12 protein-coding genes and 1 pseudogene are annotated in these 14578 nt (G+C 65.7%); 6 read left to right on the top strand and 7 right to left on the bottom strand.

Annotated elements, in window-relative coordinates:
• Positions 1–71: 71 nt before the first annotated feature.
• Both hutC and N2602_RS28735 read right to left on the bottom strand, forming a co-directional pair.
• Positions 72–797, bottom strand: a complete 726-nt coding sequence (gene hutC / locus N2602_RS28740) for a histidine utilization repressor (RefSeq protein WP_212255242.1) — start codon at positions 795–797, stop codon at positions 72–74.
• A complete protein-coding gene (locus N2602_RS28735; protein WP_260380174.1) occupies positions 794–2152 on the bottom strand; it encodes a formimidoylglutamate deiminase in 1359 nt (452 codons plus the stop codon). The genes hutC and N2602_RS28735 overlap by 4 nt, the downstream gene beginning before the upstream one ends.
• Positions 2153–2239: 87 nt before the next feature.
• On the opposite strand from N2602_RS28735, the gene hutI reads away from it, so the two are divergent.
• From hutI to hutU, 3 genes are read left to right on the top strand one after another with little or no spacing between them, the layout of a single operon-like run.
• Positions 2240–3454 carry an imidazolonepropionase gene (gene hutI, locus N2602_RS28730; protein WP_260380173.1) on the top strand — a complete coding sequence of 405 codons (1215 nt, stop codon included), beginning with the start codon at positions 2240–2242 and terminating at the stop codon, positions 3452–3454.
• Positions 3451–5010: a histidine ammonia-lyase gene (gene hutH / locus N2602_RS28725; RefSeq protein WP_260380172.1), complete on the top strand. Its 1560-nt coding sequence runs from the start codon at positions 3451–3453 to the stop codon at positions 5008–5010. Before hutI ends, hutH begins: the two co-directional genes overlap by 4 nt.
• A gap of 10 nt (positions 5011–5020) precedes the next feature.
• Positions 5021–6691 carry a urocanate hydratase gene (gene hutU / locus N2602_RS28720; protein WP_260380171.1) on the top strand — a complete coding sequence of 557 codons (1671 nt, stop codon included), beginning with the start codon at positions 5021–5023 and terminating at the stop codon, positions 6689–6691.
• A gap of 9 nt (positions 6692–6700) precedes the next feature.
• Here the strand turns inward: hutU and N2602_RS28715 are convergent.
• The 4 genes and pseudogenes from N2602_RS28715 to N2602_RS28700 form a co-directional block, all read right to left on the bottom strand.
• Positions 6701–8709 (bottom strand): annotated as a pseudogene (locus N2602_RS28715) (putative bifunctional diguanylate cyclase/phosphodiesterase).
• Positions 8710–8984: 275 nt separating this feature from the next.
• The gene (locus N2602_RS28710) at positions 8985–9257 is read right to left on the bottom strand and encodes a TonB-dependent receptor plug domain-containing protein (RefSeq protein ID WP_172785594.1); all 273 of its coding nucleotides are present in this window, start codon (positions 9255–9257) and stop codon (positions 8985–8987) included.
• A gap of 63 nt (positions 9258–9320) precedes the next feature.
• Complete coding sequence (locus N2602_RS28705) at positions 9321–10550, bottom strand: hypothetical protein (RefSeq protein WP_311738555.1); 1230 nt, start codon at positions 10548–10550, stop codon at positions 9321–9323.
• A gap of 138 nt (positions 10551–10688) precedes the next feature.
• Positions 10689–10976, bottom strand: a complete 288-nt coding sequence (locus N2602_RS28700) for a hypothetical protein (protein ID WP_260380170.1) — start codon at positions 10974–10976, stop codon at positions 10689–10691.
• A 158-nt stretch (positions 10977–11134) separates the two neighbouring features.
• Between N2602_RS28700 and N2602_RS28695 the strand changes: the two genes are divergently transcribed.
• On the top strand, positions 11135–11944 hold the full coding sequence (locus tag N2602_RS28695; RefSeq protein WP_260380169.1) for a substrate-binding domain-containing protein: 810 nt from the start codon (positions 11135–11137) through the stop codon (positions 11942–11944).
• Here N2602_RS28695 and N2602_RS28690 read toward each other — a convergent pair.
• Entirely contained in the window at positions 11918–12616 is a 699-nt protein-coding gene (locus N2602_RS28690; RefSeq protein WP_172785591.1) for an ABC transporter permease, read from the bottom strand. The genes N2602_RS28695 and N2602_RS28690 overlap by 27 nt on opposite strands.
• 325 nt (positions 12617–12941) lie before the next feature.
• Here N2602_RS28690 and N2602_RS28685 point away from each other — a divergent pair, with 325 nt between their 5' ends.
• The gene (locus tag N2602_RS28685) at positions 12942–13793 is read left to right on the top strand and encodes a 3-hydroxybutyryl-CoA dehydrogenase (protein WP_212255255.1); all 852 of its coding nucleotides are present in this window, start codon (positions 12942–12944) and stop codon (positions 13791–13793) included.
• 138 nt (positions 13794–13931) lie between these two features.
• Positions 13932–14396 (top strand): group III truncated hemoglobin, encoded by a 465-nt coding sequence (locus tag N2602_RS28680; protein ID WP_172785590.1) that lies wholly within the window; start codon positions 13932–13934, stop codon positions 14394–14396.
• Positions 14397–14578 lie beyond the last annotated feature (182 nt).

Below are 14578 nucleotides of genomic sequence, written 5' to 3'. Positions count from 1 at the left end.
TCCTGTTGATCACTGTCGGCCCACCTGGACCGTTGCCCGATGCGTTGCACGAATTGTGCCGACATATCCTCTCAGCCTCCCTTGAATCGGGCGACAAGGCGGTGAGAGTCACCGGGATAGAGCAGGCGCACCGCGGTAATGGTGCGTGCGCTGCGCCAGGTGTAGCGGTCGATCACGAGGCAGGGGGCGCCGACGGCAATGTCGAGCGCTTCCGCCGTGCGGTCGTCCGCAACGATGGCACTGATCGTATGCTCGGCCTCGGTCCATGGGACATGGTGAAGCAGCCAGGAGCCGGGCGGCTCGCGCGAGAAATCGGCGGCCGCGGCATCGGGCACGGACGAGAGATCGATCAGCCTGTCCTCGACTGCGAAGGGCACGTTGTCGGCGCTATGCCGGCAGGTGATCGCGACCACCTTGCCGGCCTTCTTCACGCCGAGGCGATCGCGGTCGGCGGCCGTCGCCGCGCGCAGCTTGCGGCCGATCAGCTCGTAGCCGTAGCTGCGTCCAAGCGCGGAGATCTCGGCGCGGATGTCGGCGATCTTGAGCACCGCCGACTGATGCTGCGGCCGGCGCACGAACGAGCCGGCGCGCCGCCGCCGCTCGATCAGATCGGCTTGCGCGAGCTCCGACAACGCCTTGTTCACGGTCATACGCGAGCAGCCGTAGCGCGCCACCAGCTCGTGCTCGAAGGGAATGCGGTGGCCGGGCGGCCACTCGCCGGTCAGAATGCGCTTCTCGATGTCGGCGCGGATACGCTTGTAGAGCGTCGGCTTGTCGGCATCGGTGACGAGGCTCATGCGACGAGCCTCCGGATCGATGCGTTGAAGCGTTCGCGTGCGGCTTGGCGCAATCCATGCTGACCGCCCTCGACCACCTTGCGGCCGCCGGCCCAGACGCAATCGATGGCGGCGCCGCCGGCGGCGAAGATCCAGCCGTCGATGACGGCATCGTGCGCGCGTCCTGCCAACGAAGGATGCGCAATGTCGAGCGTGACGATGTCGGCGCGTGCACCGGGTGTGAGGCCGACCGTCGGCTGCGCCAGCGCCCGCGCGCCGCCGGCGAGCGCTCTGTCGAACAGCGAGCGTCCTGTGGAATGACCTGCGCCGCCGGAGAGCACGTTTCGTTGGCGGTGCTTGAGCCGCTGGCCGTATTCGAGCTGGCGCAATTCGTCGGCTGCGCCAATCAACACGTTGGAATCGGTACCGACGCCGAAAAGGCCGCCGGCGGCGACAAACTCCCGCGCCGAAAAAATGCCGTCGCCGAGGCTCGCTTCCGTGATGGGACAGAGGCCCGCCACCGCACCGGTCCTGGCGAACGTCGTCGCTTCCTCATCGGTCATGTGGGTCGCGTGAATGACGCACCAGCGCCGATCGACGGGCGCGTGCTCCAACAGCCATTGCACCGGACGCCGGCCCGACCAGGCGAGGCAATCCTCGACCTCCTTCACCTGCTCGGCGGCATGAATGTGCACCGGTCCGCCGTTCGCGAGCGGAATGATCGCCGCAAGCTCGTCCGGCGCCACAGCGCGCAAACTGTGCGGGGCGATGCCGATATTGGCGCCCGGCAGTGCGCTGATCACCTTGCGCGATGCCGTCATCAATGCAGTGAACCGATCGACCGTGCAGATGAAGCGGCGCTGCCCGGCATGCGGCGCTGCGCCTCCAAACGAGCCATGCGCATAGAAACTCGGCAGCAGCGTCAGCGCAATGCCGGAGGCTTCGGCCGCCTGGGCAATGCGCTCGGCCATCTCGGCGGGGTCAGCGTAGGGCGATCCGTCGCGGTCGTGGTGCAGATAGTGGAATTCGCCGACGCGGGTAAAACCCTGCTCGAGCATTTCGACATAGAGCAGCGTCGCAACGGCCGCGACGTCGTCGGGCGTCATGGCCAGCGCGAAGCGATACATCGTCTCGCGCCAGGTCCAGAACGTGTCGGTGGAATCGCCGCGCAGCTCCGCGAGGCCGGCCATGCCGCGCTGGAAGGCGTGACTGTGCAGGCTTGCAAGTCCCGGAAGCGCGATGGCGTGGCGCTCGTCGCCGGCGGCCGCCGCCACGCCCGGTGTCACCGCCGCGATCGCGCCGGCGGTGACGACCACCTGCACGTCATTGGCCCAGCCCGAAGGCAGGAGCGCGGAAGCGAAATGCAGTCGGGTCATGATTTACACGCCGGCTGGACAGAACCGCCTTACGATTATATGTCTAGACATATAAGTCAAGCATCCCCAGGGCGAATGGATACCCGCATGGCAGAGCGCTTCGACCGGATCTGGCACAATGCCCGCCTCGCGACGATGCGGGCCGACCGTCCCGATCTCGGCGAGATCGAGCATGGTGTCATCGCCGCACGCGGCGGCCGCATCGCCTATGCAGGCGCGATAGCGGACTTTCCCGTCGATGCGGACGCGATCGAGCGGATCGATTGCGAGGGGCGCTGGATCACGCCCGGGCTCGTCGATTGCCACACACATCTGGTCTATGGCGGCAACCGCGCGCATGAATTCGAGCTGCGCCTGAAAGGGGCGAGCTACGAGGAGATCGCGCGCGCCGGCGGCGGCATCGTCTCGACCGTGGCGGCAACGCGCAAGGCCAGCGAAGCCGAGCTCGTGGCAGGCGCGCTGCCGCGGCTCGACGCGCTGACGGCTGAGGGCGCCACCACGGTCGAGATCAAGTCCGGCTATGGTCTCGATACCGAGACCGAGATGCGGCAGCTGGCGGCCGCGCGCAGCCTCGGCCGCGAGCGGCCGGTTGCGATCCGCACGTCGTTTTTGGGCGCGCATGCGCTGCCGGTCGAGGCCGACGGCGACAAGGATCGTTACATCAATCTGGTCTGCAAGGAGATGCTGCCGGCGGTCGCAAAAGCGGGCCTCGCCGATGCCGTCGATGCCTTCATGGAGGGCATCGCATTCTCCGCCGAGCAGACCGCGCTTGTGTTCGAAGCGGCGAGGGGACTTGGACTGCCGGTCAAGCTCCATGCCGACCAACTCTCGAATCTTGGCGGCGCTGCGCTCGCCGCGAAATTTTTGGCGCTCTCGGCCGATCATCTCGAGCACACCGACGAAGCCGGTGCCGCCGCAATGGCGAGGGCCGGCACGGTGGCGGTGCTGCTGCCCGGCGCGTTCTACTTCATTCGCGAGACGCAGAAGCCCCCGGTCGAGACGTTCCGCAAGCATGGCGTTCCCATGGCGCTGGCGACCGACTGCAATCCCGGCAGCTCGCCGCTGACCTCGCTGCTGCTCGCGATGAACATGGGGGCGACCCTGTTCCGGATGAACGTGGCCGAGTGCCTTGCCGGCGTCACCCGTGAAGGCGCGCGGGCACTCGGTCTCCTGAATGAGACCGGCACGCTGGAAGCCGGCAAATGGTGCGACCTTGCGATCTGGGAGATCGAGCGGCCCGCCGAGCTGGTGTACCGCATCGGCTTCAATCCGCTGCACAAGCGGGTATGGAGGGGGCAGTGACGGAGCAGGAAACAGCGATCGTCGTCAAGCCGGGAACAGTGAGCCTCGACGATCTCGCGCGCGTGCTCGAAGGCGCCCCGGTCGTGCTCGATCCTTCGTTCTGGCCGCGTGTCGAGGCGGCTGCGCAAATCGTTACGCGAGCTGCGCAGGCGGACGTCCCCGTCTACGGCATCAACACCGGTTTTGGAAAGCTGGCCTCCAAGCGCATTCCGCCGGACCAGACCGCGCTGCTCCAGCGCAACCTCATCGTCTCGCATTGCTGCGGCGTCGGCCCGGCAACGCCGGAGCCGATCGTGCGGTTGATGATGGCGTTGAAGATCGTCTCGCTCGGACGTGGCGCCTCCGGCGTGCGCCGCGCGGTGATCGAGCAGTTGCAGGACATGCTGGCCCGTGGCGTCTGTCCGCTGGTGCCGCAGCAGGGCTCGGTCGGCGCCTCCGGCGATCTGGCACCGCTCGCGCACATGACGGCCGTGATGATCGGCGAAGGGCAGGCGATCGTTGACGGGAAAACCGTATCCGGCGCCGACGCTCTCGCGGCGGCCGGCGTCAAGCCGCTGACCCTCGGGCCGAAGGAAGGCCTCGCGCTGATCAACGGCACGCAATTCTCGACGGCCTACGCCATATCAGGCGTGCTGCGTGCATATCGCCTCGCCCGCGCCGCACTCGTGACCGGTGCGCTGTCGGTGGATGCGGCGATGGCCTCGACGGCACCGTTCCGTCCCGAAATCCAGGCGCTGCGCGGCCATGCCGGCCAGATCGCGGCGGCCGCGACGTTGACCGCGCTGCTCGACGGCAGCGACATCCGCCTCTCTCACCTCGAAGGCGACGAGCGTGTCCAGGATCCTTATTGCCTGCGCTGCCAGCCACAGGTTGCAGGCGCAGCCCTCGATCTGATCACGCAGGCCGCACGCACGCTGATCGTCGAGGCCAACGCGGTCACCGACAACCCGCTGGTGCTGGTCGAGACCGGGGAGATCGTCTCCGGCGGCAATTTCCACGCCGAGCCGGTGGCCTTCGCCGCCGACGCGATCGCGCTGGCGCTGTCGGAGATCGGCGCGATCAGCGAGCGGCGCATCGCGACGCTGGTCGATCCCGCGCTCAATTTCGGCCTGCCGCCGTTCCTCACCCCCGATCCCGGCCTCAATTCCGGCTTCATGATCGCCGAGGTGACGGCGGCCGCGCTCTATGCCGAGAACAAGCAGCGTGCGCTCGCCTGCTCGATCGATTCGACTCCGACCAGCGCCAACCAGGAGGACCATGTCTCGATGGCCGCGCATGCCGCGCGGCGCCTGTCCGACATGGCCGACAATCTCGCCGCCATTCTCGGCATCGAGCTTCTGGTCGCCGCCCAAGGCATCACGCTGCGCGCGCCACATGCGACCAGCGCGCCGCTGGTCACCGTCATTGCCGCGTTGCGTGAGCAGGTGCCTGCGCTCGCTGCCGATCGCTACATGGCCGGCGATCTCGCCAAGGCCGCTGCATTGATCGAAGCCGATGCGCTTCCGGCTGCCGCGGTCGCCCGGCTTCGTTTCGATCCGTTTCCGAGACTCGTCTGAAGAGGTCCACATGAACCGCCGACTGGACAATGACCGCACCATCCGCGCTCCCCGCGGCAGCGACATCAGCGCCAAGAGCTGGCTCACGGAAGCGCCGTTGCGCATGCTGATGAACAATCTCGACCCAGACGTTGCGGAGCGCCCGAGCGAGCTCGTCGTCTATGGCGGCATCGGCCGCGCCGCGCGCGACTGGGAAAGTTTCGACCGGATCGTTGCGGCTTTGCGCAAGCTGGAAGCCGACCAGACGCTGCTGGTGCAATCTGGCAAGCCGGTCGGTGTGTTCCGGACCCATGCCGACGCGCCGCGCGTGCTGATCGCGAACTCCAATATCGTGCCGCATTGGGCCACGCTCGATCATTTCAACGAGCTCGATCGCCAGGGCCTGATGATGTACGGCCAGATGACGGCGGGCTCCTGGATCTATATCGGCAGCCAGGGCATCGTGCAGGGCACCTATGAAACCTTCGTCGAGGTCGGCCGTCGCCATTATGGCGGCAGCCTCGCCGGCAAATGGATTCTCACGGCCGGCTTGGGAGGCATGGGCGGTGCGCAGCCGCTGGCCGCGACCATGGCCGGCGCTTCGATGCTTGCAGTCGAATGCCAGCCGAGCCGCATCGAGATGCGCCTACGGACCGGCTATCTCGACCGGCAGGCCGCAACGCTCGACGAAGCGCTCGCGATCATGGCGGACGCCGCGAAGACGAAGAAGGCGGTCTCGGTCGGCCTGCTCGGCAATGCCGCCGAGATTTTCCCGGAGCTCGTTCGTCGCGGCGTCAAGCCTGATATCGTCACCGACCAGACCAGCGCGCATGATCCGATCAACGGCTACTTGCCGAAGGGCTGGGCGCTTGCCGAATGGGAAGCCAAGCGCGCGTCCGATCCGAAGACGGTGGAGCGCGCCTCGAAGACGTCGATGGTCGAGCATGTCCAGGCCATGCTGGACTTCCATGCCCAGGGCATTCCGACGCTCGACTACGGCAACAATATCCGCCAGATGGCGCAGGACATGGGCCTGAAGAACGCGTTCGATTTCCCCGGCTTCGTGCCCGCCTATATCCGCCCGCTGTTCTGCCGCGGCGTCGGGCCGTTCCGCTGGGCCGCGCTGTCGGGCGATCCCGAGGACATCTTCAAGACCGACGCCAAGGTCAAGGAGCTGATGCCCGACGATAAGCATCTGCACAATTGGCTCGATATGGCCAAGGAGCGCATCAAGTTCCAGGGCCTGCCGGCGCGGATCTGCTGGGTCGGCCTCGGCGATCGCCATCGCCTCGGCCTTGCCTTCAACGAGATGGTGGCGCGCGGTGAATTGAAGGCGCCGATCGTGATCGGTCGCGATCATCTCGACAGCGGCTCGGTGGCAAGCCCCAACCGCGAGACCGAGGCGATGAAGGATGGATCGGATGCGGTGTCCGATTGGCCGCTGCTCAATGCGCTGCTCAATTGCGCCAGCGGGGCGACCTGGGTCTCGCTGCATCATGGCGGCGGCGTCGGCATCGGCTATTCGCAGCATGCCGGCATGGTGATCGTCGCCGACGGCACGCCCGAGGCTGCGAAGCGGATCGAGCGCGTGCTGTGGAACGATCCCGCCAGCGGCGTCATGCGCCACGCCGATGCCGGCTACGACATCGCGATCGAGTGCGCCCGCGACAAGGGGCTCGATCTGCCGAGCCTAGCGAAGTAGACGAGGGGCTTAGGCCACGACCTTGGCCTCGGTGCCGTCGAGGCGCCGGCTCTCCTTCGCCAGATGGTCGCCAATCGCATCGGCCGGCATGGGCTTGGCGAAATAATAACCCTGGATGAAGTCGCACCCCAGGCGGCGCAGGGTGTCGAGCTGAGCACGGGTCTCGACGCCCTCGACGACGCAGGCGATCTCCATGTCGTCGCAGAGGCCGGTGAGCGATTTGATGATCTTGTGGCTGACGGGATTCTCGTTGATGTCGGAAACGAAGCTGCGGTCGACCTTGATCTTGTCGAGCGGCAGCCGGTGCACGTGGCTCAACGACGAATAGCCGGTGCCGAAATCGTCCAGCGAAATGCCGCAGCCCATTGCCTTCAGCGTTGCGATCGATTGCTGCGCGCGGACGAAGTCGAAGGTGACGGCGGTTTCGGTGATCTCGAAATCGATCCGCTGTGGCGGCAGCCCGCTCTTCTCGATGATGGCGATCAGCGGCAAGATGCCTTCCGCCGCGCAGACGTCGTGTGCAGAGAGGTTGAACGAGAGGCGGATGTGATCGGGCCACGTCCTGGCGACGGCGAGTGCGCGCACCAGCAGCGCTTGCGTCAGCGGCCGGATCAGACCGATGCGCTCGGCAGCCGGAATGAAATCGGCCGGAGAGACCAGGCCGAGGCGGGCGCTGCGCCAGCGCGCCAGCACCTCGAAGCCGGCGGTGTGCTCGCTCATGGCATCGACGATCGGCTGGAACACCAGGTCCATCTCGGTGGCGAAATCAGCGGTGCGCAGCAGGTTCTCGATGACCCCGCGACTGCGGATCTCGGCCTCGAGCTCGCTCGAGAAGATCACGGTGCGGCCGCGCAGATGGCGCTTGGCATGGTAGAGCGAATAATCGGCGCATTCATACAGTGCTTCCGCGGTCGTGGCCGATTGCGGAAACAACGCAAAGCCGATCGAGCAGGACAGCCCCGTATGAGCGGTATCGAGCTGATAGGGAAGCTTGACCTGGTCGCCGATGCGCTGGCCCAGCCGTAGCAGATCCGCATCATTGGGGTCGCCGCACACGACGAGGCCGAACTCGTCACCGCCGAGTCGGGCGAATTCGACCCGGTGCGGACCAAAACCCTCGCAGACCTCGCGGATGCGCCGGCCGGCCTCGATCAGGACGCGGTCGCCGACTGAGTGGCCGTAATTGTCGTTGATCGGCTTGAAGCCGTCGAGATCGATGATGCCGACTGCGACCCGGACTTTCCTGCGTTCGGCATCGGTGAAGGCGCTCGACAGCTCGGCGAAGAAGCGGCGGCGGTTCGGTAGCTCGGTGAGTGAATCGAGATTGGCAAGGCGGAAGTTCTCGTCAGAGAGCGCCTGCGTCGCCGCCTGTTGCGCGAGCAGCGACTTGCGGCTGGCGACGAGATCGGCGAAGTCGCGATAGTGATGAACAACACCGTCACCATCGCGCCGGAAACCAGGAGGTTGTTGACCGCGATCGCCTTCAGCGTCGGCTCGCCCGTGGCGAAGAAAAACAACACATAGGGAACGTCGACGATCAGCGTCACGATCAGCGCCGCCGAGCGCAGATGCATCAGCGAGAAGATGCAGCCGATCACGGTGACCGCCATGTAGAAGGCGACCTGGCTCTTGGCGAAGGGATCGCCGTAGGGGTACAGCGCGAACGACCAGGCGGTGAAGCCGGCACCGATCGGCAGGGTCAGCCAATTGGTGGCGCGCAGATTGCGCAGGATGTCGGCATCGCTGCGAACGAGCCGGCGCTGGCGTAGCCACCAGAAGGTCCGTGAGCCTGCGAGCACCGTCAGCACGGCCGGCACGATCGTCGTCAGCCAGTCCGGCGCCACGTTCACATAGGTGTAGGCGACCGCAATCGTGTTGCTGATGAGGATGAAGTAGAGCAGTGGGATCTGCTTGGAGAAGGCATCGAACTGCGCGCGTGTGAGATCCGGATTGTCGGCGGGAACGCGAAACAATCGCATCGCGGCAGCAAGACGAGATTTCAATTCGGCAACAGGCATTGAAATACGAGCCCCAGATCCCTGAAAAACGGGGCAATCTTGCACGGCACGGGTAAAGGGCCCGTTAGATCGACGCTAGCCGGGCTCGGCCAGCACTGGTTGCGCGCTGCCTCAGGATCTTCCGGTCGCGTGCATTGGTGAGGTCCCGTTAAGGATAGCCGGCGGCAAGGGGCGTGCGTCTCAGGCACGTCGTCCGAAATCGCCGCAGCTACGCCCTGCTCGCCATGGGTGTCAGCGAGTGCTCGGTGCGGGCGACCGAGAGCGGTGCAAGCGGCCTAGCGTCCGATCGTCACACCTGCGGTCGAGCGCATGGCGTCCCGCAGGCTGGTCGCCCTCTTGTCGTCGAGAACCTGCCGCGTCAGCACGGTGGTCTGGCCAGGCGTGTCGAGGATCGACTCGCCGCGCGAGGAGGAGAGCCGATCGGCCTTGTAGGGAGCGGCCGGATCGGTGGCGGGCCCAGTCATGTGATGCGGCCGCTTGCCCGCGGCGAGCGCCGGCTGCGAGACAGCAAGCGCGATCACGACAAAGAGCAATGGTCTTGCGTGCATCTGGGATCTCCCATGTCGGGACATCAGCCTAGCACATTCTCGTGGTGGTCGCAGACGAAAGGATCAGGCGAGAACGGCCTGGCGCTCGCGCGCCGGCTCGCGAATCCGCTCGATGCTCCGCGGCTCGGCGAGCCGCGTGAAGCTCCGATGGCCCGCCTGCACGGGGGCCTCGACGATGACGCCCTCACAGACGATCTGTCCGCCGAGCATCCTGAATTCCAGCTTGTCGTAGCGCGGCATTGTCTCGCCGGCCGCCGGCGGCAGCAGCCCGACGCTTCCCTGGATGTTCAGCGCGGCCTCGCCGGTGCCGTGAAGCTGCGGATTCCACATCCTGATTCCGCTCTCGGCCCAGCGCTGCCGGATCAGCGCGGCGCGGTCGGCGGGCTCTACGGCGCGCGCGCGAACTTTCGGTGCGCTGCGGATCTCTGGCGAAGGAGACGTGAGAGCCGGAGCTGGTTCAGCTTCCGCGACGTCGCTGGATGACTCGTTGGCTACCGCCGCAATGGCCGTGGCGAGCGGAACATCATTTGCGGGCGTCGGCGCGATTGCGACAACGGGCGCCGGATCGATCTCGGCGCTGGCTTCAGAGACAACAGCCGCCACGTTCTCGACGTCGACCGGGATTGCTTCGGCGGCATCGGGTACGAGATCGAGGGATACGTCGGGCGCGGGGGCAGCCTCGATGATGAGGGCAGGGAGATCGGCCGAAGCGGTCGCGACGTCTGCTGATGAAGCCACAATCTCTTCTGCGGTGGCAGAGTCGATCTCTGCAGAGATTCCAGCAGGCGATGCATCATCGTCCACGACGGCGAGATCGGAGGCTGCAACTGGCTCGTTCTCCACACCGGCCGATGCAGCCAACGCCTCCTCGGTCGCTGGCGGCGCCGCAGGCGCCTCGATTGCCGTTGCCAACTCTGAAGATGAGTCGCCGATGCAGGTATCGTCGGCCGCAATGTCCGCGACGACCGACACAGCCGCATCGTTCTCCGCGACCGGAGCGGTGGCGGCGAGATCAGCCTCATCGTGGACTGGATCATAGCTGATCTCGGCGATTGGCTCTGGAGTAGTGCTGGCAACGTCTTCGGCGATGGCAGATGAAGCCTCTGCAGTCGGCGCGACGTCGAGGTTGCCGCTGTGCGGCACAGGCCGAAGCCGGGAAAACGCCCAGTTCACCGCTGGAATGCGGCGCAGCAACGATATCAGTCTCGAAAGCACTGGGAGTTGTCCAAGAGGTGCTCGGCGTGAGGCAATCGCTGATTCGTCAGCAATGTGAAAACCTGCCCCGGCCGTCACACCCGTGTCAACGTAGGCAGGACCAATTGCAGAACATCCGCGCATCCATTCTGCGGGGCGAATGCCGCTCCGCAGAGTGGAGTGCCGTTCGCGATTGCTTCAATTGACTCGCATCCCTAGAGATATTGGATCCTCAGGTCACTTGCCGGAGCCGGTGCCGCCGGTACCCGCACTGCCGCCGGCCTGGCTGCTCATGTTGTTGGTGTCGCTGCCGCCGGCCGAAGGCGACTGCGCGCCCTTGCCGTCGCTGGCCTCGTTCTGCATGTTCGATGAACGTCCTGTCGTCATTCCCTTGGTTGCCGGGCCTCGCGATGAGGGGCCGACATCGCCCTGACCGGATGCGCCGGGTGCGGGTTGTGTCTGCGCCAAAGCGCCACCTGTCGCCAGCGCCATGACGCATGCGGAGGCCAGGATGATCTTCTTCATCGGATTCTCCGTGACTTGCATCCGGTCAACTCGCGTGCGCTGACCGCGTTCCTGCCGACGCGCGGCAGCCTTTGCTCTCGTTGCGATCCAAGGTTGGGGTTCCCGTCGTCGTCGCGAGCCGCTATTCAGAACCGTCATTGTCTGGTCGGGGACGGCGCATGAGGAAGCTTGCCATCATCGGAGCGGTTCTGCTCTGGTCCACCATCGCATCCGCACAGGATCGCACCATCACCGTGGCGTCGACCACCTCGACGGAACAGTCGGGGCTGTTCGGCCATCTGCTGCCGCTGTTCGCGAAGGCCGAAGGCATCGGCGTGAAGGTCGTCGCCGTCGGCACCGGCCAGGCTCTGGATATCGGGCGGCGCGGCGATGCCGACGTGGTGTTCGTCCACGACAGGCCCGCCGAGGACAAGTTCATGTCCGAAGGGCAGGGCGTGAAGCGCTTCGACGTCATGTACAACGACTTCGTCATCGTCGGCCCCAAGAGCGATCCAGCGCAGATCTCGGGCAGCAAGGACGTGGTCGAGGCGCTGCGCAGGATTGCGACCGCGAAAGCGCCGTTCATCTCGCGCGGCGACAAGTCCGGCACGCATGCGGCCGAGCTGAGGCTATGGAAGGAGGCCGGCGTCGACCTCAGTGCCGGCAAGGACACTTGGTATCGGGAGATCGGCCAGGGCATGGGCCCGGCGCTGAACATGGCCTCGTCGTGGAACGCCTACCTCCTGTCGGACCGCGGCACCTGGCTGTCGTTCAAGAACCGCGGCGAACTCGCCATCCTGACCGAGGGGGACAAGCGGCTCTTCAACCAGTACGGCGTCATGCTGGTGAATCCTGAAAAGCATCCGAACGTGAAGGCGAAGGAGGGACAGGCCTTCATCGACTGGCTGATTTCGCCGCAAGGGCAGGACGCGATCGCCGGGTACAAGGTCGGCGGCGCGGAGCTATTTTTCCCCAACGCGCCCCACTAGGACGAAGGCGACGGTCGACACCGCGACGCTGAGTGCGAGCAGGATCAGCCCGAGTCCGAGCGCGAGCGGCAGGTCGCCTTTGCTGGTTTCCAGTGCGATCGCCGTCGTCATCGTGCGGGTGAAGCCGCGGATATTGCCGCCGACGATGATGATGGCGCCGACTTCCGCGATGGCGCGCCCGAACGCGGCGAGAAAGGCCGTCAGCAGCGAGGTCCGGCCGAGCGCGAACAGCAGGGCCATGCTGCGCAGGGCCGACAGTCCGTCGATCCGCGCCAGGTCGCCATACTCCGCCCACAGCAGGCTTGCCGGCCGGTGCACCAGCGCCACCACGATGGGCGTCGCCAGCAGCGTCTGCGCGATCACCATGGCGGCTGGCGTGAACAGCAAGCCCGCCGCCCCGAACGGGCCGGACCGCGACAGCAGGAGATAGAGGGCGAGCCCGACCACGACCGGTGGAAGGCCGAGCAGCGCATTGGTCAGAATGACGATGACTTGGCGTCCCCGGAAGCGGGTGATCGCAAGCAGGGCTCCAAAGGGGGCGCCGATCAGAAGTGCGAGGATGCTGGCGGTCAGGCTGACCCTTACGGACAAGGCGACGATGCCCAATAGCTCGGTGTCGGCCTCGCCGATCAGCGCAAAGGCGGCACCGATGGATCGTGCGAAATCGTTCATCCGTCTCGGGCCAAGCTCCTGTTCCGCGGCAGCCCCGCGCCGCCGTTCTCGCCGCTGCCGCTGCCATAATCAAGGCCCGCGGTAGCCCCCAACGGTTGGGCAGCCCCACCGGGGGTTGGAGCAAGGCTCAGGATGACCGGAAAACGCGGCCAGTGACCTACAATCGAGGCACCTGGCCGCCCCGCGGGCGGCTTTATTCCGGCCTCGGATGCGCTAAGGAACAGGATCGGGTCGCGCCAGCCCAGTGGCGGTGCTAGACCCTGATGCAGGAACAATGGGGCCGGGCTGCAACTGGCTCGCCCGCAAGGATGAAGGATGTGACGCAATGATCCAGACCGTTGGCATCATCGGGGCAGGGACCATGGGGAACGGCATCGCGCAGGTCTGCGCCGCCGCGGGCCTGTCGGTCGTGATGGTCGATATTTCCGATGCGGCGGTGAGCCGCGGCCTGTCGACCGTCGGCGGAAGCCTCGAGCGGCTGGTCAAGAAAGAGAAGATGTCGGCGGCCGACCGCGAGGCGACGCTCAAGCGCATCACCGGCACCACCGACCGGGCGAAGCTGTCGGATTGCGACCTCGTCATCGAGGCCGCCACCGAAAACGAGGAGCTCAAGGTCAAGATCCTGAAGGATCTCTGCGCCACGCTGTCGCCGCGCACGCTGGTCGCAACCAACACCTCTTCGATCTCGATCACGAAGCTCGCGGCGGCGACCGACCGTCCCGACCGCTTCATCGGCATGCACTTCTTCAATCCGGTGCCGGTGATGGCGCTGCTCGAACTCATCCGTGGGCTGCAGACCTCGGACGACACCCATGCGAAGGCGCTGGATTTCGCCAAGCGCGTCGGCAAGGTGGCGATCACGGCCAAGAACAGCCCGGGCTTCGCCGTCAACCGCATCCTGTGTCCGATGATCAACGAGGCGATCTTCGCGCTGCAGGAGGGCATCGCGACGGCGGAGGAAATCGACGCCGGCATGAAGCTCGGCTGCAACCATCCGATCGGGCCGCTCGCACTTGCCGATCTCGTCGGGCTCGACACCATGCTTTCGGTGATGGAGGTCTTTTACAAGGGCTTCAACGATCCTAAATATCGGCCAGCCCCGCTGCTGAAGGAGATGGTCGATGCCGGCCATCTCGGCCGCAAGACCGGGCAGGGCTTTTACACCTATACCGCCTGATGAAGGCATTGGCGGCGGGCACCTAGCGTCCGCCGCCAGATCCCCGCAATTTGCGCTGCGACAAAGACGCCGCGCGCAATTGGCCCGACAATGTCGAACGGGCAGCCTGCGGGAACAACGGAACGGATAACAAAGGACATGTCGGATCGACTGAAGGCCGAGCGGGAAGCTGCGGCCGCGCGGCGGAACCTGTTGACCCAGGATGCGATCGAGCGCACCGGGATCACCGAGGAGATGATCGCAGAACTCGTCACCCGCTTCTACGGACGCGTGCGTGAGGACACGCTGCTCGGGCCCGTCTTCGCCGTCGTGCAGAACTGGGACGAGCATCTCGCCAAGCTCAGGGATTTCTGGTCGTCGGTCGTGTTGATGAGTGGCCGCTATCATGGCTCGCCGATGCGGGCACACCTGCCGCTGAGCCTGGCCGGAGGCCATTTCGATCGCTGGCTCGAGCTGTTCGAGCAGACCGCGCGCGAGGTCTGCCCGCCGGCGGCGGCTGCGCTGTTCATCGACAAGGCGCGTCGCATCGCCGACAGTTTTGAAATGGCGTCGGCAACACTTGCGGGCCGCATCGCTTCGCCGCGTCACGTGCTCAGGTCGTGAATACAAAATGCCTGCCTGAGAAAGGTGCAGCTCGCGTTGCGTGATGGCGCGCCGCACCAATTCCCGCAGCATCGATCTGATCTGCAAAATCATCATGCCGTTCGCGCAATGCGATGTAGAATTCGCGAAAACGCGCTGGAACGCATTTAGCCTTGCTCAATCAACGCGAGCAAAGCCACATT

It is taken from the genome of Bradyrhizobium sp. NC92 (genome assembly GCF_025200865.1).
In the GTDB taxonomy this organism is placed as follows: Bacteria; Pseudomonadota; Alphaproteobacteria; order Rhizobiales; family Xanthobacteraceae; genus Bradyrhizobium.
Note: the sequence above shows the minus strand (reverse complement) of the source record. Positions and strands in the feature narration are given on the sequence as shown.